General features: G+C 71.9%; 23 protein-coding genes. 6 read left to right on the forward strand and 17 right to left on the reverse strand.

Going from position 1 to position 24,386, the window contains the following annotated elements; genetic code table 11:
* Positions 1-291, reverse strand: coding sequence for an MrpF/PhaF family protein (locus ACZ5DS_RS37680; RefSeq protein ID WP_468247748.1), 291 nt, complete (start codon positions 289-291; stop codon positions 1-3).
* Positions 288-764, reverse strand: coding sequence for a hypothetical protein (locus ACZ5DS_RS37685; RefSeq protein WP_468247750.1), 477 nt, complete (start codon positions 762-764; stop codon positions 288-290). Before ACZ5DS_RS37685 ends, ACZ5DS_RS37680 begins: the two co-directional genes overlap by 4 nt.
* Positions 765-1,071: 307 nt before the next feature.
* Here ACZ5DS_RS37685 and ACZ5DS_RS37690 point away from each other — a divergent pair, with 307 nt between their 5' ends.
* Positions 1,072-1,752, forward strand: coding sequence for an HhH-GDP family DNA glycosylase (locus ACZ5DS_RS37690; protein WP_468247752.1), 681 nt, complete (start codon positions 1,072-1,074; stop codon positions 1,750-1,752).
* Between the two features lie 330 nt (positions 1,753-2,082).
* Here ACZ5DS_RS37690 and ACZ5DS_RS37695 read toward each other — a convergent pair whose 3' ends face one another.
* From ACZ5DS_RS37695 to ACZ5DS_RS37710, 4 genes are all read right to left on the reverse strand, one after another.
* Positions 2,083-2,310 carry a hypothetical protein gene (locus tag ACZ5DS_RS37695; protein ID WP_468247755.1) on the reverse strand — a complete coding sequence of 76 codons (228 nt, stop codon included), beginning with the start codon at positions 2,308-2,310 and terminating at the stop codon, positions 2,083-2,085.
* 84 nt (positions 2,311-2,394) lie between these two features.
* Positions 2,395-2,637, reverse strand: a complete 243-nt coding sequence (locus ACZ5DS_RS37700) for a hypothetical protein (RefSeq protein WP_468247757.1) — start codon at positions 2,635-2,637, stop codon at positions 2,395-2,397.
* Positions 2,638-2,709: 72 nt separating this feature from the next.
* On the reverse strand, positions 2,710-4,095 hold the full coding sequence (locus tag ACZ5DS_RS37705; protein ID WP_468247760.1) for an FAD-binding oxidoreductase: 1,386 nt from the start codon (positions 4,093-4,095) through the stop codon (positions 2,710-2,712).
* A gap of 119 nt (positions 4,096-4,214) precedes the next feature.
* The gene (locus tag ACZ5DS_RS37710; RefSeq protein WP_468247763.1) at positions 4,215-5,885 is read right to left on the reverse strand and encodes a LuxR C-terminal-related transcriptional regulator; all 1,671 of its coding nucleotides are present in this window, start codon (positions 5,883-5,885) and stop codon (positions 4,215-4,217) included.
* A 211-nt stretch (positions 5,886-6,096) separates the two neighbouring features.
* Between ACZ5DS_RS37710 and ACZ5DS_RS37715 the strand changes: the two genes are divergently transcribed.
* Positions 6,097-6,588 carry a phosphatase domain-containing protein gene (locus ACZ5DS_RS37715; RefSeq protein ID WP_468247765.1) on the forward strand — a complete coding sequence of 164 codons (492 nt, stop codon included), beginning with the start codon at positions 6,097-6,099 and terminating at the stop codon, positions 6,586-6,588.
* Positions 6,589-6,592: 4 nt separating this feature from the next.
* On the opposite strand, the gene ACZ5DS_RS37720 is transcribed toward ACZ5DS_RS37715, so the two are convergent.
* Positions 6,593-6,811 carry a dodecin gene (locus ACZ5DS_RS37720; RefSeq protein ID WP_468247768.1) on the reverse strand — a complete coding sequence of 73 codons (219 nt, stop codon included), beginning with the start codon at positions 6,809-6,811 and terminating at the stop codon, positions 6,593-6,595.
* Between the two features lie 260 nt (positions 6,812-7,071).
* Between ACZ5DS_RS37720 and ACZ5DS_RS37725 the strand changes: the two genes are divergently transcribed.
* Entirely contained in the window at positions 7,072-8,331 is a 1,260-nt protein-coding gene (locus tag ACZ5DS_RS37725) for an extracellular solute-binding protein (protein ID WP_468247771.1), read from the forward strand.
* Positions 8,332-8,556: 225 nt separating this feature from the next.
* On the opposite strand, the gene egtD is transcribed toward ACZ5DS_RS37725, so the two are convergent.
* Genes egtD through egtA form a run of 4 tightly spaced genes read right to left on the reverse strand, consistent with a single transcriptional unit; the run spans position 8,557 to position 12,978 of the window.
* On the reverse strand, positions 8,557-9,519 hold the full coding sequence (gene egtD, locus ACZ5DS_RS37730) for an L-histidine N(alpha)-methyltransferase (RefSeq protein WP_468247772.1): 963 nt from the start codon (positions 9,517-9,519) through the stop codon (positions 8,557-8,559).
* On the reverse strand, positions 9,516-10,331 hold the full coding sequence (egtC, locus tag ACZ5DS_RS37735) for an ergothioneine biosynthesis protein EgtC (RefSeq protein WP_468247775.1): 816 nt from the start codon (positions 10,329-10,331) through the stop codon (positions 9,516-9,518). The genes egtD and egtC overlap by 4 nt, the downstream gene beginning before the upstream one ends.
* Positions 10,331-11,668 carry an ergothioneine biosynthesis protein EgtB gene (gene egtB / locus ACZ5DS_RS37740; RefSeq protein ID WP_468247778.1) on the reverse strand — a complete coding sequence of 446 codons (1,338 nt, stop codon included), beginning with the start codon at positions 11,666-11,668 and terminating at the stop codon, positions 10,331-10,333. Before egtB ends, egtC begins: the two co-directional genes overlap by 1 nt.
* Positions 11,665-12,978, reverse strand: a complete 1,314-nt coding sequence (egtA, locus tag ACZ5DS_RS37745) for an ergothioneine biosynthesis glutamate--cysteine ligase EgtA (RefSeq protein WP_468247780.1) — start codon at positions 12,976-12,978, stop codon at positions 11,665-11,667. The genes egtB and egtA overlap by 4 nt, the downstream gene beginning before the upstream one ends.
* 275 nt (positions 12,979-13,253) lie before the next feature.
* On the opposite strand from egtA, the gene ACZ5DS_RS37750 reads away from it, so the two are divergent.
* Entirely contained in the window at positions 13,254-14,078 is an 825-nt protein-coding gene (locus tag ACZ5DS_RS37750) for a TIGR02452 family protein (RefSeq protein WP_468247782.1), read from the forward strand.
* 6 nt (positions 14,079-14,084) lie between these two features.
* Here ACZ5DS_RS37750 and ACZ5DS_RS37755 read toward each other — a convergent pair whose 3' ends face one another.
* The 4 genes from ACZ5DS_RS37755 to ACZ5DS_RS37770 form a co-directional block, all read right to left on the reverse strand.
* Positions 14,085-14,531: a type II toxin-antitoxin system PemK/MazF family toxin gene (locus ACZ5DS_RS37755; RefSeq protein ID WP_468247785.1), complete on the reverse strand. Its 447-nt coding sequence runs from the start codon at positions 14,529-14,531 to the stop codon at positions 14,085-14,087.
* A gap of 97 nt (positions 14,532-14,628) precedes the next feature.
* Entirely contained in the window at positions 14,629-16,116 is a 1,488-nt protein-coding gene (locus tag ACZ5DS_RS37760) for an SPFH domain-containing protein (RefSeq protein ID WP_468247788.1), read from the reverse strand.
* Positions 16,117-16,249: 133 nt separating this feature from the next.
* The gene (locus ACZ5DS_RS37765) at positions 16,250-16,468 is read right to left on the reverse strand and encodes a hypothetical protein (RefSeq protein ID WP_468247790.1); all 219 of its coding nucleotides are present in this window, start codon (positions 16,466-16,468) and stop codon (positions 16,250-16,252) included.
* A gap of 26 nt (positions 16,469-16,494) precedes the next feature.
* Positions 16,495-17,916, reverse strand: coding sequence for an amidase (locus ACZ5DS_RS37770; RefSeq protein ID WP_468247793.1), 1,422 nt, complete (start codon positions 17,914-17,916; stop codon positions 16,495-16,497).
* Positions 17,917-18,177: 261 nt separating this feature from the next.
* Here ACZ5DS_RS37770 and ACZ5DS_RS37775 point away from each other — a divergent pair, with 261 nt between their 5' ends.
* The gene (locus ACZ5DS_RS37775) at positions 18,178-19,413 is read left to right on the forward strand and encodes a hypothetical protein (protein WP_468247795.1); all 1,236 of its coding nucleotides are present in this window, start codon (positions 18,178-18,180) and stop codon (positions 19,411-19,413) included.
* Here the strand turns inward: ACZ5DS_RS37775 and ACZ5DS_RS37780 are convergent.
* Together ACZ5DS_RS37780 and ACZ5DS_RS37785 are read right to left on the reverse strand one after the other, a co-directional pair.
* A complete protein-coding gene (locus ACZ5DS_RS37780; protein ID WP_468247797.1) occupies positions 19,397-21,160 on the reverse strand; it encodes an asparagine synthase-related protein in 1,764 nt (587 codons plus the stop codon). The two genes, ACZ5DS_RS37775 and ACZ5DS_RS37780, sit on opposite strands and share 17 nt — an antisense overlap.
* 1 nt (position 21,161) lies before the next feature.
* Positions 21,162-21,788: a lasso peptide biosynthesis B2 protein gene (locus ACZ5DS_RS37785; RefSeq protein ID WP_468247799.1), complete on the reverse strand. Its 627-nt coding sequence runs from the start codon at positions 21,786-21,788 to the stop codon at positions 21,162-21,164.
* 513 nt (positions 21,789-22,301) lie between these two features.
* On the opposite strand from ACZ5DS_RS37785, the gene ACZ5DS_RS37790 reads away from it, so the two are divergent.
* The gene (locus ACZ5DS_RS37790; RefSeq protein ID WP_468247984.1) at positions 22,302-24,374 is read left to right on the forward strand and encodes a xanthine dehydrogenase family protein molybdopterin-binding subunit; all 2,073 of its coding nucleotides are present in this window, start codon (positions 22,302-22,304) and stop codon (positions 24,372-24,374) included.
* The last annotated feature ends 12 nt before the right edge of the window (positions 24,375-24,386 follow it).

Raw genomic sequence — 24,386 nt, forward strand, 5'->3', positions numbered from 1 at the left:
TCAAGCCTCCCCGCGCCGGCGCGTGTCGTCGGCGTCGATCGACCGTCCGCCGAGAAAGCGGGCGAAGACCAGGGTTCCGGCGGGCCCGAGCACGGCGAGGACGAGGGCGAGGTCGGCGTAGGAACTGCGGCCGACACCCTGCGCCGTCAGCAGGAAGAGCACGGTGGCGAAGGCGGTCGCCAGATTGAGCCCCGCAAGCCGCTCATGCGCCGAGCCCCGGGCCACCGCCCACAGGCACGGCGGCATCCCCAGGGTCGACAGCACCGCGGCGGCCGCCAGCCACACGTTCACCGCCGCCCCCCACTGGTGAGCAGGCGTTCCAGCCGTGTGCTGTCACCGGTCAGGAAGTGGGCGACGAACGCTCGCTCCGCCGGCACGTCGACGACGTACGCGCCCGGTGTGGACGACAGCACTCCGCAGGCCCATGCGGCCCCCGTACCGGACTTCAGCGTCAGCGTCCGCAGGCTTCCCTCGACCGGACGGCCGCGCAGGACGCGCACGGTGACCGCGCACAGCCGCACCAGGTCGGCGAGCACCGCGCCGGGCCACGCGAGCAGTGCCGCACCCCACCGGGCGGTGCCGCCCAGCCCGGCTCCCGACGCCGTGTGCACCGCCCGTGCGCCGACCGCGGCGATCCCCGCGCCTCCGGCGGCCACCGCGAGTTCGAGCACCGAGACCGAACTGATGAACATCAGCTCGACGACGACCAGCACCGCCCACCACACCAGCACCTCACCCGAGGCCGCGCGCCACGACTGCCGCATCGCCCCTCCTCACCGGCGCGAACCGTCACGGACCAGCAACGTGTACCGTGCACGGCGCCCCCCATGCCCCGCGCACGCCGGGGAAGACGGCCCGGCCGCCCGAGCATCACCGTGATGGAGCACGACCCCCGATGGGATCTGAGGCGTGGGAGGTCATGGCCCGCGAGCTGGGACTGCGGGTGCGCATCTATACCAGCCATGCAGCACGACTTCCCGGGAGTGGAGGCCGCAAGCGGCGGCATCAATCGCACGGCGACGGGTACGCGGATGGGGCACTCGATGAAACTGTCGAATCGGTGACCAGGCGATGACCACGAAGACCGACAGGAAATCCGGCGCGAGGCAGGCCGGCGCGACGGACAAGGCTGTCGTCCGTGCCCTGCTCGACCGGCAGCAGCACACCTATCCTGCGCAGGCCGGAATCAGGCTGCGCAATACGCCCGGCCCCCTCTACCAGATGCTCGTGCTGGCGATACTCCTCAGCGCCCGCATCAGGGCCGACGTCGCAGTCGCGGCGGCGCGCGCACTGTTCGACGCCGGAATGCGCGACCCGCGTGCGATGGCCGACGCCTCCTGGCAGGAACGGGTCGACGCGCTCGGCAAGGGCGGTTACCGCCGCTACGACGAGCGCACCTCCACCATGCTCGGCAAGGGAGCCGAGCTGCTGCTCGAACGGTACGACGGCGATCTGCGCCGGCTGCGCGAGGAACCCGACCCGAGGAAGGCCCTGATGGACATACCCGGGATCGGGCCGACCGGGGCCGACATCTTCCTGCGCGACGTACAGGGCCTGTGGCAGGAGTTCGCGCCGTACATCGACCGCAAGGCCCTCGACGGCGCCCGGCGCCTCGGACTGCCCACCTCGCCCGAGGCACTCGGCGGTCTCGTCCCCGGCCGTGAGATGACTCGCCTGGCGGACGGTCTGGTCCACGCGGCCCTCGACAAGCCGATGGCCGACGAGGTGCTCGCCGCCGCCGAGGCGGCGTGACGGACCCGCCGGCCGGGAAACCCACGATCCACGGAATTGCTGTGATGTGCCTGATGCGCCTGCGACGTCCCCTCCTCGACCACCCGCGAATCCTTCTGATCCTGTGGCTTCCCGTCCTGGCGCTCGCGAGTGCGTCCGGAGGCGGTACGGATGGCCCCGTTCCGCGGGATCCGCCGCCCACCGAGGACATGCCGGAAGAAGTGAAGGAACCTTCCCCGGACGCGGAAGAAGCGGAAGAACAAGAACGTGATGACAGTGAGACGGAAGGAGAGGTACAGGAACCACCGGATTAGTGGCGTCGGTCCGTCCATGGGTGCACCCGGCCGGCCGTCACGGTGTCCACGATGTCCCCCGCCACTCCTCCGGTCCGCCCCCGTGCCACTCGATCAACGGCGACTCGGCCACATCCAGCTCGTCCACGCCCTTCAGCCCGGCCCGCTGCAAGAACGCGGCGAGGTCGTGCAGGCTGTACGCCGTGCCGAGAGTCTTGCCGTCGACCTGAACACGCCGGCCGCCGCGCTCGGACGGCGGGAACACGATCACGCGACGCTCGGTCATGACTCAACCCTCACCCAGTTACGGATCTCCCCAGTGGGGGCAAGACACCAGCCTCCCCCGAGACCAGGACAGATGCACGTCCGGCTACTCCACGGCAGGGTCCTCCTGCGCGTGCCGCACCGCGGCCTTGACCGCCTGCTCCACCTCGTGCCGGGCGGCCCCGGTCGCTTCGGCGTGCGCGGTGATCGCCGCCTGGACAGCCTCCATCGCTGCACGCCAGCGGCGCCACTGCTCGTCGTACTCGGCGCCGGCCAGGCCCGCCAGCTTCGCCCGCTCCTCTTCGGCGGAACGTTCCAGTTTGATCAGTTCATCGGGGATGTCTGCCACGACCGGATCCTAAGCAGCACACCGTCATGACGCCCGTCGACGCCCACCGTCGGCGGGGCCGGTGTTCGACACCTACGGCGCGATGTTGTGGTTGAGACGGAACAGGTTGCCCGGGTCGTAACGCCGCTTCAGCTCCACGAGCCGGGCGTAGTTGCCACGGTAGTTGTCGCGTACCCGGTCCTGGTCGTCGCCGTCCATGAAGTTCACGTAGCCGCCCTCGGCCGAGTAGGGCTCCAGCGCCCGGCGGAAGGCGCGCACCCAGTCCTTCTGGGCCTCGCAGTCCTCCCGGGTGGTGAGGGTGGGGCTGAGTGCGGTCGAGAAGTCCGCGTCCCGGTAGGAGAAGGCGGTGTCCTGCGGTCCGACCCGGTGGCAGGCGCCGTCGATGGGGAAGATCACCGTCGCGCTCTGGACCGAGGGGGTCGTGGCGGCGTACTCCACGTACGTGGCGATCGCCCCGTCCGGCAGGCCGCGGCTGAAGGTGCCCTTCCAGTAGTGGAAGAGACCCGCGGGCAGCAGCTCGTCGAAGAAGGTGTTGACCAGCGGGTACGGGATGCGCCCGAGGTACTGGCCCACCACTGGCCCGAGTCCGGCCACCTGGGCGCGGACCCGGTCGTCCGCGTCCTTGGGGCCGGTCCAGCACAGGATCACTCCGCACAGCGGCCGCCCGTGCCAGCGCTCGGGCAGGAACGGCACCGGCGGGCCGAGCCCGAGGACGAACAGTGCGCCGAGCCGCCCGTCGGATTCGGCGATCAGCTCCCTGTAGCGGCGCATCACGTCGCCGTCGAGCGGATAGAACGTCGGTCCGCCGAGGACGTCGGCCACGGGGTGCAGCCGGAACGCGAAGGAGGTGACGACCCCGAAGTTCCCGCCGCCCCCGCGCACCGCCCACAGCAGGTCCCGGTGGTGCTCCTCGGTGCAGGTCACGAAGGACCCGTCGGCCGTCACCAGGTCGACGGAGACCAGGTTGTCGCACGCCAGACCGCAGCGGCGGGCCAGATAGCCCATGCCTCCGCCGGTCGTCAGGCCGCCCACACCGGTGGTGGAGACGACTCCGCCGGTGGTGGCCAGGCCGAAGGCGTGCGTGGCGTGGTTGACGTCCGCCCAGGTGCAGCCGCCCTCGACCCAGGCCGTGCGCGACCGCGGGTCGACCCGGACCCCGCGCAGCCGGCCGAGGTCGAGGACGACGCCGTCGTCGCAGGTCCCGTAGCCGGGGACGCTGTGGCTGCCGCCGCGCACCGCGAGCGGCAGGCCCTGGTCGCGGGCGAAGTCCACCGTGGCCATCACGTCGCCCGCGTCGACGGCCCGGACGATGATCGCCGGCCGCTTGTCGTGCATCGCGTTGTAGACCTTGCGGGCCTCGTCGTAGCCCGGGTCGCCGGGTTCGACGATCTCGCCGCGTACGGCCCCGCGCAGCCGTGCCAGGAGTCGGTCGTCCAGGGACGGTGTGAAGGTGGTCATGGCCGCCACCTGCCTTCTGCATCGGGTGTATTCCCGGTCTACGCGCCCGGGCGGCGTCCGCTCATCGCCGGAATGGCTCATCCCCGGCGGAGGAGGCGTGGGCAGAACGGTCCATGCGCTCACGTGAGTCCGTGCTCGTACGCGTACGCCGTCGCCGCGGCCCGCGAGGCCACGTCGAGCTTGGCGAAGATGTTGTTGAGGTGGCGGGCGACGGTGTGCTCGCTGATCACCAGCTCCGCGGCGATGGCCCGGTTGGTGCGGCCCGCCGCGACCAGCCGCAGCACCTGGATCTCGCGTTCGGTGAGCCCGCCCGGCGCATCCCCGCGCAAGGAGGCGAGGAGGGCGGCCGCCCGGCGGGCGTCCGGTGCGGCGCCCAGGTCCTGGAAGGTCTGCCGGGCGGCCCGCAGCTCCATCCGGGCGCCCTCGTCGTCCCCGGCGGTGCGGTAGGCGGCGGCCAGGGTCATCCGCACCTGGGCCGCCTCGTACGGCACCCCCAGCGCCAGCCAGACGGCCAGCGCCCGGTGCAACAGGGGCAGCGCGCGGTCGAGGTCACGGGCCTCGAACGCCACCGCTCCGGCCGCGGCAGCGGCACTCGCGTGCAGCAAGGTCGCCGCCGAGCCGCACCGCTGCTGCCACTCCAGGGCCAGGGCGTCCAGCTCCTCGGCCGCCGTGCGGGCCTCGTCGAGCCGGCCGAGCGCGAGGCAGACCTCCACCTGGGCGGCGAGCAGCCGGCACCGATCGAGGCGGCCGGCCCCGTCACCGGCGACGGCCAGCCGCAGCCCCGCGGCCGAGGCCTCCGCCTTCCCCTGGGCCAGCCGCAGCAGGGCGAGGCCGGGCTGCGGGTCGCGGCCCAGCTCGTGCGCGCGCTCGTACGCCTCCTCGGCCGGGGCCGTCTCGCCGCGCCGGCGCCGGATCTCTCCGGTCAGGTAGCAGGCCTCGGCCGCCAACCGCCGCTCGTAGGGCAGCAGTTCCTCGCAGGTCAGGGCGGCCTCGGTCAGCGCCAGGGGCCAGCGGCCGCGCAGCTCCAGCACCTGCACCCGGTGCACCCGGCACAGCCCCCGGAAGGTGTTCTCGGCCGGCATCGACGCGCACCACCGGATGGCCGCCTCGGTCCACTCCGCGGCGCGTTCGAGATCGGCGCAGGCCATGCACTGCTGCAGGCCCAGGCAGTAGATCCAGCCGGTGAAGAAGGCGCTCAGCTCGCCCGCCACGGCCGCGCACATCGCGTCGTCGAGGAGGTCGAGCCCGTCGGCGACCCGGCCCTGGGCCACCAGGACGCCCGCCTGCGCCTGGACGCTCATGGCGTGCAGGTCGGCACTGCCGCAGCGGCGTGCGATCGCGGCCATGCGCCGGGCCGAGGCCATCGCCTCGTCGAACGCGCCGCGCTCCTGGGCCTCCTCCGCGTCCATCCAGGCGAGGAAGCACTGCTCGACGCACTCGGGCTCGGTGCGCAGATGCCGCCGGGCCCGGCGCAGCCAGCCGGCGGCCACGGCCGTGCGTCCTGCCAGGTGGTGCTCGTAGAAGAGGAGCCATGCCATGAACCCGGCCTGCCGGTCGGCGCCGGCCGCCGCGTACCCGGAATAGGCCCGCATCCGCTGGGCGATCGACTCCTCGATACGGCTCGTCCACCAGGCCGCGTCGGCGAGCGCGGCACAGTCGTCAGGGGTGAGGTGAGCGGCATCCAGGCCGTGCAGCAGGGTGTACGCGTCCGCCCACGCCTCCCGGGCCACGGCGTCCCGTGCCTGCCGCAGCGCGTCCGCCACCGCCTCGTCGGCCGTCCGCCCACTCACACGCGGCTCCCTTCTCGCTCCTCGCGAGCGGGTCCGCCCCTTCCTCAGGATAGTCAGGGTACGTTGAGCCGCAGGGTCAGCCTCGAGGCGCAGCAGCCCCCGCTCGTACGCCTTGACCAGGTGCTGCGGTACGAGGTGGCGCTACATGAAAATAGTTCCCATGAGCAATTGAGCGTGCCTTCGGGCAGCCGGGTGGTCTTAGGGTGACCGGGTGACCGACAGCAGCGAGCGCCCGATAGCCGTGTTCGACCTCGACAACACCCTTGCCGACACCGCCCATCGGCAGCACTTCCTGGAGGACCGCCCGCGGAACTGGTCCGGCTTCTTCGCGGCCGCGCCCGAGGATCCGCCGCTCGCCGAGGGTGTGGCGCTCCTCCTGGAGCAGGCCCGGGAGTGCGAGATCGTCTACCTCACCGGCCGGCCCGAGCGGTGCCGGCGTGACACGCGGGACTGGCTCGCCGCGCACGGGCTGCCCGCGGGGCGCATCCACATGCGGGGCAACGCCGACCGCAGGCCCGCCCGGTTCACCAAGCTGGAGATCCTGCGCCGGCTCGCCCGCGACCGCGAGGTACGGCTCCTCGTCGATGACGACGAACTCGTCTGCGACGACGCCGAGCGCGCCGGATTCACCGTCGTACGGGCCCGCTGGGCCTCGAAGTCCGCCGCGCTGGAGGACGCCCAGGAGCGTGAGGGCCGGACCTGAGGTCCTACTCGCCGCCGTCCTCGATGCGGAAGCCCACCTTCAGACCCACCTGCCAGTGCTCGATCTGCCCGTTCGCGAGCTGTCCCCGGACCTGGGTCACCTCGAACCAGTCCAGGTTGCGCAGCGTCTGGCTGGCGCGGGCGATGCCGTTGCGGATGGCCTGGTCGATGCCCTCGTGCGAGCTGCCGACGATCTCGGTGACCCGGTAGGTGTGGTTCGTCATGCGGGTGCTCCTCTCCGCCGTGAGGCCGGCGCGGGGTGCCTGCGTCTCACGTCCGGCGTGACCGTTTTGTCACGCCGTAGTCCACCGTGCCGTATCCGCGCCCGGCGCGCGAGGCGTCGGCGGGTACCCCGGGTAGCGCTTGACCTATGCATTGGTCCATACCAAAATCCCGTACACCCGTACGAGCCCCGTGCTCGTCCCCCCACGTCGGGCCCCCTTCCCTGTCCGCACCGCGCAGGCCAGACAGAACAGGACCCCTCGTGAGACGTCGTCATCTGCTCGCCCTCCTCTGTGTCACCGGCTCCCTGGTCAGCGGCTGCGGCCTGCTCCCGGGCGGGCAGGACCGGCACACCGTCACCGTGTGGCTGATGAAGGACAGCGCCTCGAAGGAGTTCCTGGAGCGCTTCACCGAGGACTTCGAGCGCACCCACAAGGACCTGCGTCTGGACATCCGCATCCAGGAGTGGACCGGCATCGTGGAGAAGGTCCGGGGGGCGCTCAAGGGTGACGGAAAGGACGGCCCCGACGTCATCGAGGTGGGCAACACCCAGGTCCCGCAGTACGTCGACGACGGCCGGCTCGCCGATCTGACGCTGGAGTCCATGCGCGACTGGGGCAAGGAGCACTGGCTGCCCGGCCTCGCCGAACCCGGCAAGGACGGCAACAGGCAGTACGGCGTGCCCTGGTATGCGGCCAACCGGGTGGTCATCTACCGCAAGGACCTCTTCGAGCAGGCCGGCATCACCGCCCCGCCGAAGACCCGCGCCCAGTGGCTCGCCGACACGCAGAAGCTCGACTCCGGCGGCAACCAGGGCATCTATCTGGCCGGACAGGACTGGTACACCCTCTCCGGCTTCATCTGGGACGAGGGCGGCGACCTGGCCGAGGAGAAGGACTACGACTGGCGGGGCACCCTGGACACCCCGGCCGCGCTGCGCGGCATGGAGTTCTACCGGCGGCTCCAGGCGCTCGGCAAGGGGCCCGTGGACGCGGACGAGGAACACCCGCCCCAGGCCGGGGTGTTCGCGGGCGGCAAGGTCGCGCAGATCATCGCCGTACCCGGGCTCGCCCAGGCGATCGTGCAGCAGAACCCCGGTCTCGAGGACAAGCTGGGCTTCTTCCCGGTGCCCGGCAGGACCGCGGCCCGGCCCGGCACGGTCTTCACCGGCGGTTCCGACCTGGTCGTCCCGCAGAACACCGACGACCAGTTCGCCGCGACCGCGGTCGTAGGGGCGCTCACCGGCGCCAAGTGGGACACCGAACTCGCCCGCACCATGAACTACGTGCCCAACAAGACGACCCTCGCGAGCGCGGTCGCGGGGGAGGAAGGGGTCGCCGCCATGGCGGCGGGTGCCGCACACGGACGGGCGACCCCCAACAGCCCTCAGTGGGCCGCCGTCGAGGCGGACAACCCGATCAAGGGGTACATGACCGCGGTGCTCGGCGGGGCGGACCCGGCGACCGAGGCCCGCCGGGCCAGCCGGAAGATCACCGAGGCGCTCCGTCCGAACCTTGGCTAGGGCCTGTCCGGCGGATCAGGTCGCAGGGAGTCTACGGCGCCTTATCAGCGCTCGTGAGCGGGGGCCTGGTGCGTCCAGCTGCAAGGCGGAGGAGGGCGGCGACGCGATGGGGGTCCCGCCGCGCGAGCGCAGCCGAGCGTGGGGGAGTCGGCAACCGACGACAACGCCGCAGATGGGCGTGCCAGGCCCCGCGTCTGCGACAGGATCCGCCGGGCAGGCCCTAGCTCACCGCACCACGCTGAGCGACAGCGCGAAGCGGCCCTCGGCGTCCGTCCACCAGTGGGTCAGTTCCAGTTCGGCGGCGGCGAGTTCGGCGCTCACTCCCTCCTTGCGGAACTTCGCCGACACCTCGGTGCGCAGTTCCTCGCCCGCCGCGAAGTCCACGGCCAGGTCCAGCGCGGGCACCTTCACGGTCTGCGCGGTGTGCGAGCGCAGCCGCATCTCGATCCACTCCTGCTCCGCGTCCCACAGCGCCACATGGTCGAAGGCGTCCGGGTCGAAGTCCGCGCCCAGCTCGCGGTTCACCACGGCCAGGACGTTCTTGTTGAACGCGGCCGTCACCCCGGCCGCGTCGTCGTACGCCCGGACCAGCACCCGCTCGTCCTTGACCAGGTCCGTGCCGAGCAGCAGCCCGTCGCCCGGCGAGAGCAGGCTGCGCACGGAGGCCAGGAACTTCGCCCGTTCGGCGGGCAGCAGGTTGCCGACCGTGCCGCCGAGGAACGCCACCAGCCGGGGCCCGGGCGTCTCGGGGAGGGTCAGCGGGGCGGTGAAGTCGGCGATCAGCGCGTGCACCTCGAGCCCGGGCCGCTCCTCGATGAGCGCCTGCCCGGCCTGGGTGAGGGCACTCTCACTGACGTCGACGGGGACGTACGCCTGCAGTCCGGTGAGCGCGTCGAGCAGATAGCGGGTCTTCTCCGAGGAGCCGGACCCCAGCTCGACCAGGGTGCTCGCACCGCTCGCGGCGGCGATCTCGCCGGACCGGGCGAGGAGGATCTCGCGCTCGGCCCGCGTCGGGTAGTACTCGGGCAGTTCGGTGATCTGCTCGAACAGCTCGCTGCCACGCGCGTCGTAGAACCACTTCGGCGGCAGCGTCTTGGGGTTGACGGTGAGGCCGTCGAGGACGTCGGCGCGCAGCGCGGCGTCCGTCGCGTCCTCGGGGAGGGTGCGGGTGACGTGCAGGGGACTCACGTACAGGGCTCCTTCGGTGATGGGGGTGCCCCCGCTCGAGCGGAGTCGGGAGTGGGGGAGGACGCCGGGTCCTCGAGCGGGGTGAGCAGCACGCCGGTGCGGCTCGCCGTGAGCACGGTGCGGTCGGGGACCTCCTGCCAGCGGGGGTCGTCGTCGTACGGTTCGGAGGCGACGACCGTGCCGGTGCCGGGCTCGGTGCGGTACCAGAGGCTGTCGCCCCAGGTGGTGGCGGCGATGGTGGCGCCGTCGGTGAGCAGCAGGTTCAGCCGGGAGGCGGGGGCCGCCTCGGCCAGCAGGCGCACCGTCTCACCGAGGGCGGCGTCGGGGTTCTCACCGCTGCGCAGCCGGTGCAGGACCAGCGCCCAGACGAACGCCGAGTCGATGCGCGCCTCCAGTGACAGCAGGTCGACCGGGGGCAGGGCGGGCACCAGCGGTGCCGCCGAGTCCGGCCAGCCGGCGATCGCACCGTTGTGGCTGAACAGCCATCGGTCGGCGGCGAAGGGCGCCGCAGCGGCCTCGGCGTCCGCACCCGCGTTGGTCGCGTCGCGTACGGCCGCGAGCACGGCACCGGAGCGCACGACCCGCGCCAGGTCGGCGAAGGACAGATCCGCCCAGATCGGCCCGGCCCGCCGGTAGCGGGCCGGTACCGGATCGTCGGGGGCGTACCAACCCACCCCGAAACCATCGGCGTTGACCGTGCCGTACCGCTGCCGCCGGGGTGCCCAGGACTGCCGGTACAGGCTGTGCGGGGGCTCCACGAGGAGTCGGCCGAGCGGCTGCTCGGGTCCCAGGTAGGCCAGGTGACGGCACATCAGACGGCCTCCGAGCGGGCGGTGCGGAACCCGGAGAAGATCTGCCGCCGGATCGGGTAGTCCCAGTTGCGGAACGTGCCCCGGCAGGCCACCGGGTCCACGGCGAACGAACCGCCGCGCAGCACCTTGTACTCGGGGCCGAAGAACACCTCCGAGTACTCCTTGTACGGGAAGGCCTGGAACCCCGGGTACGGCAGGAAGTCGCTCGCCGTCCACTCCCACACGTCGCCGATCAACTGCCGTACACCGAGCGGTGATTCACCCTTCGGGTAGCTGCCGGCGGGGGCGGGCCGCAGGTGCCGCTGGCCCAGGTTGGCGTGCTCGGGTGCCGGGTCGGCGTCGCCCCACGGGTAGCGGCTGGAGCGGCCGGTGGCAGGGTCGTACCGGGCTGCCTTCTCCCACTCGGCCTCGGTGGGCAGCCGGCGCCCGGCCCAGCGGGCGTAGGCGTCCGCCTCGTACCAGCACACGTGCAGCACCGGCTCGTCGGGCGGCACGGCCTCGGTGATCCCGAAGCGGCGCCTGAGCCACTGGTTGCCGTCGCGGCGCCAGAAGAGCGGGGCGGTGAGGGAGTGCTGCCGTATGTGCGCCCAGCCCGCAGGCGTCCACCAGCGCTCGGTGTCGTAGCCGCCGTCCTCGATGAACGCCTGGTACGCCGCGTTCGTCACCGGGGTCGTGTCGATCCAGTACGGCGCCACGTCCACCGGATGCGCCGGGCGCTCGTTGTCCAGCGCCCACGGCTCGCTCGAGGTGCCCATGGTGAACGGGCCGCCGGGCACGAGGACTTCGGCCGGCCCGGTGAACAGCGGGGCCGGTTCGGGGTCGGGGGCGGTCAGGGCCTGCGGCCCTCTGCGGAGCTGATGGGTGATCAGCATCGTCTCGTCGTGCTGCTGTTCGTGCTGTGCGATCATCCCGAAGGCGAACCCGGCCTCGGTCAGCCGGGTGCCGTGGAAGTCCGCGCTCTCCAGCAGGTCCAGGGCCCGGCCGCGCACCTCGGCCGCGTAAGCGCGGGCCTCGGCGGGCGGCAGCAGCGGCAGCGAGGGCCGCTCCGCACGCGGGTGCTCGAAGGCGTCGTACAGGCCGTCGATCTCGGGCCGCATCGCCTCCCGGCCGCCGACCGCCCGCAGCAGCCACAGCTCCTCCTGGTTGCCGATGTGCGCGAGGTCCCACACGAGCGGCGACATCAGGGGGGAGTGCTGGGCGGTGAGGTCGGGGTCCTCGACGCAAGCGGTCAGCAGCGTGGTGCGGGCGCGGGCGGTGGTGAGCGAGGCGAGCGCGCGCTCGCGCAGCGCCTCGGTGTCCGGCTCGGTGGCCGTGGCGTCGGTCTCCGGGGCGGTCATATGCGGATGTCCTTCCTGCCGTGGGCACGACGGTCCGTGTCGCGCAGGCGGTCCAGCAGATCGTCGGCCGGGCAGCGGCCCCGGGCGACATAGCGGTCCGTGTAGGCCGCCACGGCGTCGAGGACCGCGGGTGTGGCGCCGAGCCGGGGCAGGGCCTCGAGCGCCGTCGCGAAACAGGCGGCGGCGGCCTCGCGCAGCTCGGGGTCGGCGAGCCCGTACCGGGCCGCGTCGGTCCACAGCGGATTGTGCGGGGCGGGCAGGTTCAGGGCCCGCTCCGCCAGGGGTTTCACCGCCTGGTGCGCGGACTCGGCGGCCTCCGGGGCGTCGAACAGCGCGGCGCTCACCGCGAGCGGCACGATCCAGCCGTCCTCACCCGGTTGCGCGTCGATCATGCGCAGCTCCAGGTGGCCGCGCGGCCGGACCGGCGGGAACAAGGTGGTCAGGTGGTAGTCGAGATCCGCCCGGGTGGGCGGCCGGGGTACCCGTGAGCGGATCCACTCGCGGAAGGTCAGGCCCTCGGGCACGTCCCAGGGGCTGCCGGCGCGGCGGACGCACATCACCGGGGCGTCCAGCACATGCCGGGCCCAGGCGGCCCGCGGCTCCCCGTCCGGGGCGGGAGCGCCCGCCCGGCCGGCGCCGATCTCCATCCACAGCAGCTGCCGGGTGGACATCCAGCCCGTGGGCCGTCGGCCGATCAGCGGGGAGTTGGCGAACGCCGCCACCAGGACCGCGCCCAGGTGGTGGGCCAGCTGCCAGCGCCGCTCGTGTCCGAGCGGCCCCGGGCCCTCGTAGCCGGCGTCCAGGCACACCTGGACGGAGGCCGAGGTGCACATCATGTGCCGGCCGGCCGTGCCCGTGCGGTCGAGGCAGGCCTCCATGGCGTCGTAGCGCGGTTCGTGGAGGTAACGGCGGGGTGCGTGCCAGGGGTCGTGGCCGACGCCGACGAGTCCCAGGTCGTGCTCGGCGAGGACCGTGCGGACGGTGTCCAGGTCGGCCGAGACGGTGTCGATGCACTCCATCAGGGAGGCGGCGGGCGGTGAGCTCAGTTCCAGCTGGCCGCCGGGTTCGACGGTCAGCGGCGAGCCGAGGGGCACGGTCCGCAGGGCGGCGTAGGCCGCTTCGAGTCGTTCGGGTGGCACAGGGAGCTGCGGCACGCGCAGCTCGTGGACGAGCCATTCCACTTCGACCCCGAGCGTGCGGGGCGGGCCGGTCTTGAAGCAGATGCCCCGGACCAGGGCCTCCACCTCGGCTTCGGTGACGGCTGTGCGGTGCTCCGTACAGTCGCCACCCTCACTTGTCGAGTCGGACATGCAGGGATCCTCCTGAGATTCCACCATGTCGCCGGTCCGGCATTCGGTCAGCCGGACCGGCACTCGTCCCACCCAAGACCCTCACAACGATTCGCACAAGGGTGCCCATCGGGACGTTCGGGATCGGTAATCTCCGTTTTCTTGGGTGTTTCCAGACCGTTCCGGCGCCGGGAAACTCCGTTGCACCGCATCACCAGCATCGCCCAGGATGCATGCATGAGCACGACGGGGGAGGCCGCGCGGGCCGCGGTCGTGGCGTCCACGGGGGTGGCGCCATGAGCGCGCGCCTGCGTGGCATCGCCATGGAAACAGAGCAGATCGTGGCGGCCGGGACGTACCGCACACCCGGTGGCCTGGAGGTCTCCGTCGCGGCGGCGATCGAGGCCGCCCGGGCGGGCACACGGATGTACGGTCCCGGGCCGGTGCCGGTGTCCCCGGCGGCGGATGCGCAGACGCGCTTCGAGGTCACCGGTGAGAGCAGCCTGGAAGCCGCCCGCAGACTCGCCGACGCACCGGTCGCCGTCCTGAACTTCGCCTCGGCCCGCAATCCGGGCGGCGGCTATCTGAACGGGGCCCAGGCTCAGGAAGAGGCCCTGTGCCGCGCCTCCGCGCTGTACACGTGCCTGCTGGGGGCCAGGGAGTTCTACGACCATCACCGCGCCCACCGCGACCCGCTCTACACGGACCGGGTGATCCACACCCCTGCCGTGCCGGTGTTCCGCGACGACCGGGGCCGCCTGCTGGAGGAGCCGTACCGCGCGGGCTTCCTGACCGCCGCGGCCCCGAACGCGGGCGTCGTGCGGCGTACGGCACCCGAGCGCGCCGCCGAACTGCCCGCCGCCCTGGCCCGGCGGGCCGAGCGGGTGCTGGAGACCGCCGCCGCCCACGGATACCGGCGGCTGGTGCTCGGCGCCTGGGGCTGCGGCGTCTTCCGGAACGACCCGGCGCAGGTCGCGGGCGCCTTCCGGGCCCTGCTCGGGCCCGGCGGCCGGTTCGCGTGCACGTTCGACCACGTCGTGTTCGGCGTCCTCGACCGTACGCCGGGAGTGACGATCCGGGAGGCCTTCGTGCGGGCGTTTGCGGAGGGCGCTCCTGCGTAGCGGCCGTCAGGTCCAGCCGTAGCGCTCGTGAAGCCGCTGCCGGACCAGGTTGAACCGCATCCGGTCGAGTGCGCACGCCTCCCGGCGCATGCCCTCCTCGTGCAGCCGCAGCACCCGGTCCACGTCCACCCACGAGTCACGGCCCGACCGGTCCCAGGGGCCGCTGCCGATCGCGACCCACTCCCGGTCGCCGTCGTGCCGCTTGCTGGACAGCTGCACGGCCAGGAAGGTGCCCGCCGCCTCCCGGGCGACCACCAGCACCGGGCGGTCCTTGCCGCGGCCGTCGTTCTCCTCGAACGGCACCCAGGTCCACACGATCTCGCCCGGGTCCGGGTCGCCGTCGTGGGCGGGGGAGTACTCGGTACGCACCCGGCCGACCTCACGCGGGTCGGCTTCGGTGGTGGCGTGGCGGCCGTAGCGGCCGGGGACGTTCTCGTCGGTGAAGATGCTCACGCAGGCACCTTAGGGCCTGTCCCATGAGCCTGTGGAGCACGGACGGCCGGGGCCCCTGGTGAGGGAACCCCGGCCGCACGGCCGAACCGGACAGGCCCTAGCCCTCCTGCTCCACCGGCACCTTCTGTGAGACAGGCGCCACGACCCCGTTGAGGGACGGTGAAGTGCCGTTGTTCGCCTGCCCGTTCGTGTTCATCGACGCGAGCAGCTGGCGGGCGAGACCCAGGCCCGTGCCGCCCATGGTGAGTGCCTTGGCGAACAACTCGGCCATGCCGTCGGCTCCGTTGAGCAACACCATGTTGTCCACGTTGCCGAAGGCGGACGCGCCAGCCTGGACGATCTCCGGCCAGTTCTCGGCGAGTTGCTGGGCGACCACGGCCTCCTGGTTCTCCGCGAGTGCGGCGGCCCGGGCCTTGATGGCCTCCGCCTCCGCGAGACCCTTGGCCTTGGTCGCCTCGGCCTCGGCCAGACCCTTGGCCTGCGCGGCCGCGGCCTCCGCCTCACCGGTGGCCCGGGTCGCCGCGGCCGTGGCCGTACCCCGGGTCTTCGTGGCCTCCGCCTCGGCGCCCGCGGCCGTCTTGACCCGGGTCGCCTCGGCCGCGGCCGCGAGTTCCGTCTCCTTCGCCTTGGCCTGCGCGGCCGAGATCCGTGCGTCGCGCTCGGCTTCGGCCAGCGTGCGCTTCTCGTAGGCCTTGGCGTCGGCCGGCTTGCGGACGTCCGCCTGGAGCTGCTGCTCCCGCCGGTGGGCCTCCAACTCGGCGACCCGCGTCTCCTGGACCACGACCTCCTGCCGGGCGCCCGCGTCGGCGAGCGGACCGGCCTGACGGGCCCGAGCCGCCGCCTTGTCCCGTTCGGCCTGGTAGCCCGCCTGCAGGATCTCGCTGTCCCGGGTGGCCTCCGCCATCCGGGCGAACGACTGCTGCTCGGCCTCGGTGGCGTGACGATTCGCCTCCGCCTGTGCGATGCGCGCGTCCCGCTGGACGGCGGCCGCGTGCGGGGCGGCCAGGTTCTGGATGTACCCCGTCGGGTCCTCGATCTCGTGGATCTGCAGCGAGTCGACGATCAGGCCGAGCTTCTCCATCTCCGTACCGCAGGCCGCCCGGGTCTGCCCGGTCAGCTTCTCCCGGTCGCGGATCATGTCCTCGACCGTCAACCCGCCCACGATGGAGCGGAGATGACCGGCGAAGACGTTGTGCACCCGCTCCGACATCATCCGCTGCTGGTCCAGGAAACGGCGGGCCGCGTTGGCGATCGACACGAAGTCGTCGCCCACCTTGAAGATGACCACGCCCCGCACCTTGAGCGGAATGCCCTGGTGGGTCACGCAGTCCACGTGCAACTCGGTCTCGTTCAGGTCCAGGGAGAGCTTGCGCACCGCCTGCACGCCGGGCAGCACGAGCGTGCCGCGCCCCGTGACGATGCGGAAGCCCATGCCCTCCTCGAGGCCCTCGGTGCGGTGCTTGGACCCCGAGATGATGAGTGCCTCGTTCGGCTCGGCGACCCGCCACATCATCTTGAACAGACCGACCAGAATGAGGACGGCAACGACGACCGCCCCCGCAACGACGCCGACAACCATCGGCATACGCCCCCTTTGCATGGTGCCCGTTCGGCACCGAACGAAGGGAGTCTGCGCCTGTCAGGACGTGGCGAGAAGACGCTGGCGCATCCTTGTCGCAATCTTGACGCCTACGCCCCTCACCTGGGGCGGAACGCGCTCAACTGTCGTATGCGGCGGTGACGTAGACCGTGCGCGGCGGCAGATGCTCCACCACCATCACCACCGTGCCCCGCTCGATCCGGCCCGTGCCGTCGGCCGCGTAGGCGAGGAAGTGCTCGGCGCCGCCGCGCACCCGGACGATCACCTCGCCGACCAGCCCGGGCCCGATCGTCCCCGTCACCCGTCCCATGAGCCCGACCATCGACGCGTCTTCCATGGTCACAGGGTACGGGCGCAGGGCGTTCATGCCACCGTGCTGTCCGCGTCCGCCTGCTGCGGCGGCCATCGCTCGTGCCAGCGCAACTCCACCTCCAGCTGGGCGGCCAGAGAGACCAGCAGGAGTTCGCTGTTGGCCGGGCCGAGCAGTTGGGCGCCCACCGGCAGGGCACCGACGAACCCGGCGGGCACGTTCACGCCGGGCCAGCCGAGGACGTTCCAGGGCCAGGCATAGGGGCAGGCGGCGATCATCGCGCGGTCCGTGGCGAGCCCGCCGAGCCGGTACAGGGCGCCGATCGCGGGCGGGGGAGCGGCTGTCGTCGGGGCGAGGAGCACGTCGTACGACCCGAAGAACGCGCCGATCCGCCGGTGCAGCACCGCCTCGGCGCGCCGGGCCGCCCGCAGCGGGGCCCCGCCGAGCAGCCGGCCCAGCCGGGCCGCGTCCCGGGTGCGCGGGTCGAGTAGGGCGGGGTCGGGGGTCTCGCGGACGTGGTCGGCGATGCCGGCGGTGGCGCGCGGCACGAAGGTCAGCCCGATCTGCCCGTAGGGCGGGTCGGCCTCCTCGACGATGTGTCCCAACTCGGCGAGCTTCTCGGCGAGTTCGAGGATCCGGGACCGGACCTCCGGGCGCAGCCGTGCGGGTACCGCCGTGAACGGCGGCTTCAGCGACAGGGCGATGCGCAGCCGGCCGGGGTCGCGGCCGACGGCGTCCGACACCGTGAGCGCCGGCGGCCGGTGCGGGTCCCGGTCGTGGTTGCCGCTCGCCGCGTCCAGCAGCAGGGCCGCGTCGGCGACCGTGCGGGCCAGCGTGCCGTTGACGGTGATGCCGTGGAAGGACTCGCCGTGCGGCCAGGTCGAGATGCGCCCGCGCTGCGGTTTGATGCCGATCAGATGGGTCCAGGAGGCCGGGATCCGCACCGAACCGGCGCCGTCCGAGCCGAGCGCGGCCGGGACCAGTCCGGCGGCGACCGCGGCCGCCGAACCGCCCGAGGAGCCGCCGGGGGTGTGGCCGGTGTGCCACGGGTTGCGGGTCTCGCCGAACGCCGGGCCCTCCGTGAACGGCCACTGCCCCAGCTCGCAGGTGTTCGTCTTGCCGACGATCACGGCTCCGGCCGCCCGCAGCCGCCGTACCGCCTCCCCGTCCACCGCGACCGGCGGGAAGTCACCGGGGCAGCCGAACGCGGTCGGCTCGCCCGCGACATCCATGTCGTCCTTCACCGCGACCGGCACCCCGAGCAGCGGGCGCCGTGCTCCGGTGGCCAACTCCCGGTCGGCGGCGTCCGCTTCGGCGAGCGCGGCCTCGGTGCGTACGATCCGGAAGGCGTTCAGGGTCGGCTGGGTGGCCTCGATCCGGGCCAGGGCCCGCTCCACCAGCGCGCGGGAGGTCACCTCCCCGTCGGCGAGCGCGCGGGCGGACTCCGCAAGGCCTGCGGCACGGTCGGGCGTCATTGCGGGAGCACCTCCGGGAGCCTCCTGACACGGTGTCTACTGAACGGTAACGTCAGATGGGGTGCCTCGGTACAGGTTTCGCACAGGCTGGTTGGGCCGACCGGAGGCATGCGGATGGTGAGCCCACGGATCACCCCGGACGATGGTCCTCGGACCTCGGTGTGGTGTCAGGAGGTGATCAGTGTGGCGTCAGAAGGTGATCAAGCTAAGCGCCCCCCTGGGCCCAGCTCGGGCTCTCACCCACTGGGGCGACGGGGCCTGGTGAAGACCAAACAGTCACAGGCGGAAATGGCAGGGGTCCTGCTGGTCCTGCTCCTGACGGCATCGCTGGTGGCTTGGTGGGGCATCGAGGACTTCAGCGAGGCCCTGACCTTCACAGGTGTCGTCACCGGTGCCGCTCTCATCGTGGTGTCGCTCATCATGTGTGGGGGCGCTGTGATGGTCGCGGACCACTGGGTCCGGCAGACGATTCCTTACTCCGGATTTTTCGCGCTGGCCAGTACCGGCGTGGCGTTCTTGGTGAACGCCACGCTCCTGCTGCAGGTATGCAGGGACGGCGATTACATCGTCTATCCGGTACTGTTGGGCTTTTTCACAGTGGCTTCGGTGTGGGCTGCCCTCATGGTGTGGCGGACATTGAGCGAGGTTCCCGCTCCGAAGCGGGTGGCCGCGGCGGTGATTGTCTCCACGGTTATCGCCATCGTCAATTTCAGCTACCAGAACCTCTATCAGCCGTTCCACCGTGGGGTCAAACCTGTCGTGACTCTGACCGTGGGGAAGGCGGTGCTGAACCGGGACCGCAAGGCATTCTCCGTGCCGGTCGAAATCAAGCTCGTGAACCATAGTGATATGGGTTTCTATGTGCTGGGAACCGAGTTCCACGCCATGGGGGAACGCGTGCTGCCGAGCGCGAGGGACCGGCTCCCCCAGCAGTGGCGTATTGTTGCCAAGAACTGGAGCAAATACCGGGAGAAACACCCGCTCTCGCGCAGAGAGGTCTACCAGCCCGGCGAGCTGGTGACGGCGCGGCCGTGGATCCCCGTTGGAAACTGGATCGAGGCGAACGATGAGTCCGTCGTCCGAACGGTCGTTCAACTTCCCATCAATACGCCGTACGATCATTTGGCATTCTATGCCACCGCGAGCCTTGCGCGCAAAGACAGGCTCGGCTTGGGAAGGTGGGATCCGATCGGGTACTCCTGGAGCGGTGCCCAGCTGCCCGAGTGGGTGAAGAACAAGGATTACGACACCGTTGTCTACCGAGTCGCCTTGAAAGAAAACAACGCGATCGACAAACATACAAGAAAAGCCCGGTGCGTCAACATCTATTGGCGCTTTGGCTTGCATGGTGTAGACGTTTCGGAATCCATCACGCGAAAAGGGAAAGAAAATACCGTATCTCCGGACGGGGCAGACCAGGCACGCCGGTACGGTCTTATCGACGTCGTGACGGGCCCGATCGAACAGACCCTGTGGGAAATCAAGAGCCAGCGCTGACCAGCCCCTCCAGCCACATCACCAGGGCCAGCGAGCTGTTCACACGGTCCCAGGAGTACGAGTCCCCCATGCCGAGCCGAGCCTCCCCCACGGCCCGGCACAGCGTCTCGACGTCGAACATCTCCTCCACCAGCGGATGCCGCGCGGAACGGCACAGGTCGATGAGTTCGTCGCCATGTGTCCGCAGGCCGCGGGCGTACAGCTCGTTGAAGGGGACCTTGACCGTTCGGCCGCGGACCCGGGATGGGAGCAGATCTGCCATGGCCTCGCGCAGCACTGCCTTCGGGTGGCCCGGACGGAACGTCGCCTCGGCGGGGAGGCGGCGCATCGTGGCGATGACCTCCGGGTCGAGGAACGGGTGCGAGAGGAAGAATCCGTCCTCCCGTGCGTGGTTCCAGGACAGAAGGTCCGGAGCGGCGAGGTAGTTCGCCGCGCCGTAGAGCGACTGTTCCGGCGCGCGTCCGAAGACGAAGCGGCTCTCCGCGATGCTGGCCTCGTGGTAGCCGTGCGCCCGCGCGAATCCGGGTCGCAGCCACGCGGGGCGGCTGAAGGTGCCGAGGCCGCCGAGCACCGTTCTGCGGCGAGAGAGCGCGGTGATCCGTTCGGCCACCAGAGGAAGAGCTGGCAGTACGACGTAGGCGTGGACGATGTCCCGTACGCCCCGCTCGCTGCCGTCGGCCCAGGCGCGTGCCTGCTGCGTCAGCTGCCGGAGCCGTCCCGTGCGGGCCAGCCGGTGCAGGTGAAACGGGTTGGCGTCCGCAATCGGATCGGCTCCGCAACCGGTCATGAGGGTGTCACAACCCAGTTCCGCCGCAGCCGCATGGAGCCTGCTCCAGAACGGGGCGCGGAAGGCGTGCGCATACGGCTCGTCGGCGTCCCCCGCATGGTGCCGGAAGTCGTCGAAGTCGGCCACGTCGCCGACATCGACGATCACCGGGTGGGCCGCTGGTGCGTGACGGCGGATCTCCTCCATCGCCTCGTCGAGATACGGCCGCTCCCCGGCCAGCTCTCCGCTGCCGAAGCGCCCGGCGAGCAGTACGAGGTCCCCGGGGCGGCCGTCTCCTGAGGCCAGCAGCCGTGCCGCGAGCAGTGCGACGCTGGTGGAGTCGAGGCCACCGGAGACGTGGCATGCCGTCCTCGTCCCCATCCGGCGCCCGACGGCGTTCTCCAGCGCAAGGCGCAGGACCTGCCTCGGCGAGCCGGCGAGCGGCAACGGGTCGGGCGCCTGGCAGACGCCTCGTGACACCCGACCGCGCATCTGCCCGCCGACCGAGAGCTCCACCACCTCGCCGCCGAGGATCCGGTGTACCCCGGCGAACGGGGTGAGGTCCGAGTGTGGTTGCGCCAAGTTCCCGGTCAGGTACCGGCAGAAGTAGCGACGTTCCAGCTCGGCGCCGTCACCGAGGCGGCGTGCCGAGGTGCTCACCGCGCTCACCCGGCCACCGGACTCCCTGAAGAAGAGGGGGATGCGTGCATGCTCGTCCCGGATCAGCAGGACGTGGTCGCGGTACACCAGGACAGCCGCGTAATCGCCGTACGGCAGACGCGGTGCGGCTCCCGGCCGGGCGAAAGCGTCGAGGAGGCGGTGCGCGCCCGCCACGCGGTCACGGACCGAGCCCGCCCAGCCGACGACCGCCGCGGTGCCGGCCCCGGAGGAGACCGTCGTCACGAGTCCCCGGCTCGCCATGTCCTCGGCCGCCCGGAGTCTCGGTGCACCCTCGGCCCACTCGAGGCGGACCGCTTCCACGTCACCGCCCTCCGCGGTCGATGGAGAGAACCGGCGCGAACGCGTGCCCTCGCGGCTCGGCGTCAGGGATGCACAGCCCCGCCGCCGACGTCCAGGCGTGCAGGGCGAAGGGGTGCTCGCGCACGCCGACGTGCAGCACGGCCTGCAGGCCGCGCCGCCGCAGCAGGACGAATGCCGTCACGGCCTCGGCCTTGCAGTCGTCGTTGACGAACCAGCTGGTGCGGCCGTGTGACTGCACCGCTCGTTTCAGCCGTGCGACGTCCTCGGCCTCGGGGGGTTCCGCGCGGGCGTAGTCCGGGGCCGCCAAGGAGAGGAGCCGCAGGACGCGTCCGAATCCCACGGTCCGGATCAGCAGATGCGCTCCGCGCAGCCAGAGCCCGACCTCGGCGTTCGTGTAGTCCTTCCGGCGGGGCCCCGCACACCCGGCACGGACGAGAGCGGTGACGAGTTCCGCGCGTTCCTCAGCGCTTCCGTCGCAGAATTTACGGACGTCTGCCGTGGTCATGCCGAGAAAGCGGGTCCGCCGCCTCCAGTCCGCGATCAGCGCTCCGCCGGACATCCTGATGACGCGGCAATGCGGTGACAGGATCCGCCTCATGGCCACCAGGGCCTCGGTGTCCTCTGCCACCGCACATCCTCCAAGGTTGGCCTGCCGCCGGGACTGCGCGACGGGTCACGTACGAGTGGACGGGGTCAGGACTGGTAACCGTGACCGTCGTACTCGCCGCCGCTGAAGCCGCGAATCAGGCGGCCGTTGCCGAGGAGGAGAAGCCCCCGCGGCCTACGACGACGCCGCAGTAGTCGGAGAAACATCGCCTACCTCCAGGATCAGGCAGGGGTGGTCAGATCCAGGCTACTCTGCCCCGAATGGCCCGCAACCGGAGTTCCGGTGCCGGCGCCGGAGCACGCAGGGCTCGCTCCTGACCATGCGCCAAATGCCGTACGGTCAGGGCACGTTGCACCTCGCGCTGTTCCCCAGGCAACCGGCGCGCGGCCGCGCCCCTCCTACCTGTCGAGTGAGCCGTACCGGGACACGCGCCGCCCGACGCGCCGTGCCCTGCCCGCCCCACGCGCCGACAGGAGCCCTCGCTTGGACCGCACCGAGCCCCTGCCCTCCGCGGGCCCGTCCCGCCGCAGATTCATGGTGTACACGGTGGCCGCGGCCACCCTCACGGTCGCCGCCCCGATCGCCTGCACCTCCGCGCCCGCGGAGGGCGCCGAGTCCGCCCGGGCAGGCTCCGACGTCCTGGTGACCGGCACCGACGAGGAGATGCTGGTCCTGGAGGTCACGGCGGACAACCACATCGTCGTACGGCTGCCCCGGGCCGAGGTCGGCCAGGGCATCACCACCGCGGTCGCCATGATGATCGCCGAGGAGCTGGACGCGCGTCTCGCCGATGTGCGTATTCCGCTCGCCGACGCCCGCACCAAGGGCAACCAGTACACCGGCGGCTCGAGTTCGGTGAGTTCGCTGTACGACCCGGCACGGCAGCTCGCCGCCACCGCGCGGGCCAAGCTGGTGACCGCCGCCGCCCGGCGCTGGCACCTGCCCGCCCGGGCCCTGCGCACCCGCGACACCATGGTCGTCGCCCCGGACGGGCGCACCGCCACCTTCGGCTCGCTGACCGCGAGCGCGGCGCGGATCGGGCGCCCCGACGTGCCGGGCAAGCCCAAGCCCGCGTCCCGGCACAAGGTGATCGGCCGGCCGACGACCAGGATCGACGCGCGGGACATCGTCACCGGGCGGGCCAAGTACGCCGGGGACGTGGCCGGGGCGGGGGCGAAGCCCACGGTGGTGGCGCGACCGCCGACGATCCGGGGGAAGCTCGTCTCGGTCGACGACCGGGCCGCCCGCGCCCTGCCGGGCGTGCACGCGGTCGTCCGGCTGCCCGGCGGGGTGGCCGTTGTCGCGGATACGTTCCACCAGGCCTTCCGCGCCCGGGACGCACTCCGTCTGACCTGGGCGCCCGGCCCGCTCGCCGCCCTCTCGGACGCACAGATCCGCTCCCGGCTGAAGGCCGCCGTGCCCCGGCTCGGCACCCCGCCGAGCGGATCGACCCCGGTGGCGGGCGAGTTCGCGTTCGCGTTCGTCAGTCACGCTCCGATGGAGGTGCTCACGGCGGTGGCGGACGTCCGCGCCGACCGGGCGGAGCTGTGGTTCTCCTCCCAGACCCCCATGGAGGCGCGGGACGCGGTCGCCCAGGCGGTCGGCCTGCGCCCGTCGAAGGTCAGGGTCCATGTCGTGCGCGCGGGAGGGTCGTTCGGCCGCCGGCTGAACTACGACGCTGCGATCGAGGCGGCGCTCGTCTCCAAGGCGGCCCGGCGTCCGGTGAAGCTGATGTGGAGCCGCGGCGACGACATCCGGCACGGCCGCATGCGCCCCGCCAGCCATCACCGGATCCGGGCCAGTGTGGCCGGGGGCCGGGTGGTGGCCTTCGAGCATGCGACGGCCTCGGTCTCGGAGTCGTACGACGGGGCGGGCCTGTCCGCGCAGGGTGGTGTACGGACTGCCTCCGGGCCCCTGCCCAGCGGCTCCGGCCTGTACAACTTCGGCCGTGTGTCAGGTGGTTCGGGCGGCGTCGAGCTGGCCATGCCGCTCGGCCCCTGGCGGTCGGTGGACTCCGGGACCATGCGGACCGCCGAGGAGATCGTCGTGGACGAGATCGCCCGCAAACTCGGCAAGGACCCGGTGGCCTTCCGCCGGACCACCCTGCGGAACAAGGCCCTCAAGGCCGTCCTCGACAAGGCGGCGGCCGCCGGCCACTGGGGCCGCACCATGCCCGCGGGATGCGCGCAGGGCATCGCCGTGCACGAGGAGTACGGCTCCTGCGTGGCCTGCCTCGCCGAGATCGACGCGACCGACCCGAAGAACCCGCGCGTGACCAAGGTGGTGATGGCGGCCGATGTGGGCATCGCGGTCAATCCCCGTGGCCTTGAAGCCCAGTTGATGGGCACCGCGACCGACGGCATCTCCGTCGTCCTCCAGGCGGGCCTGCACATCGACCGGGGCGCCGTCCGCGAAGGCAGCTTCGCCGACTTCCGCTACGCCCGCCAGCGCAACGCCCCGCTCGACTTCGAGGCCCACATCCTGCCCTCGACCAGGGAGCCGGGCGGCGCCGGGGAACTGGGCGTCCCCGCGGCCTCGGGCGCGGTCGCCAACGCCTACGCCCGGGCGACCGGCACCGCACCCCGCAGCTTCCCGCTCACCTTCTGACCGACGACTCAC

It is taken from the genome of Streptomyces sp. NPDC031100, assembly GCF_055570785.1.

What these genes read in the sequence shown, in the direction of transcription:
- ACZ5DS_RS37685 (WP_468247750.1), bottom strand. Translation starts at nt 764, where the DNA reads ATGCGGCAGTCGTGGCGCGCGGCCTCGGGTGAGGTGCTGGTGTGGTGG.
- ACZ5DS_RS37690 (WP_468247752.1), top strand. Translation starts at nt 1,072, where the DNA reads ATGACCACGAAGACCGACAGGAAATCCGGCGCGAGGCAGGCCGGCGCG.
- ACZ5DS_RS37695 (WP_468247755.1), bottom strand. Translation starts at nt 2,310, where the DNA reads ATGACCGAGCGTCGCGTGATCGTGTTCCCGCCGTCCGAGCGCGGCGGC.
- ACZ5DS_RS37705 (WP_468247760.1), bottom strand. Translation starts at nt 4,095, where the DNA reads ATGACCACCTTCACACCGTCCCTGGACGACCGACTCCTGGCACGGCTG.
- ACZ5DS_RS37720 (WP_468247768.1), bottom strand. Translation starts at nt 6,811, where the DNA reads ATGACGAACCACACCTACCGGGTCACCGAGATCGTCGGCAGCTCGCAC.
- egtC (WP_468247775.1), bottom strand. Translation starts at nt 10,331, where the DNA reads ATGTGCCGTCACCTGGCCTACCTGGGACCCGAGCAGCCGCTCGGCCGA.
- egtB (WP_468247778.1), bottom strand. Translation starts at nt 11,668, where the DNA reads ATGACCGCCCCGGAGACCGACGCCACGGCCACCGAGCCGGACACCGAG.
- egtA (WP_468247780.1), bottom strand. Translation starts at nt 12,978, where the DNA reads ATGTCCGACTCGACAAGTGAGGGTGGCGACTGTACGGAGCACCGCACA.
- ACZ5DS_RS37750 (WP_468247782.1), top strand. Translation starts at nt 13,254, where the DNA reads ATGAGCGCGCGCCTGCGTGGCATCGCCATGGAAACAGAGCAGATCGTG.
- ACZ5DS_RS37760 (WP_468247788.1), bottom strand. Translation starts at nt 16,116, where the DNA reads ATGCCGATGGTTGTCGGCGTCGTTGCGGGGGCGGTCGTCGTTGCCGTC.
- ACZ5DS_RS37765 (WP_468247790.1), bottom strand. Translation starts at nt 16,468, where the DNA reads ATGGAAGACGCGTCGATGGTCGGGCTCATGGGACGGGTGACGGGGACG.
- ACZ5DS_RS37770 (WP_468247793.1), bottom strand. Translation starts at nt 17,916, where the DNA reads ATGACGCCCGACCGTGCCGCAGGCCTTGCGGAGTCCGCCCGCGCGCTC.
- ACZ5DS_RS37790 (WP_468247984.1), top strand. Translation starts at nt 22,302, where the DNA reads ATGGTGTACACGGTGGCCGCGGCCACCCTCACGGTCGCCGCCCCGATC.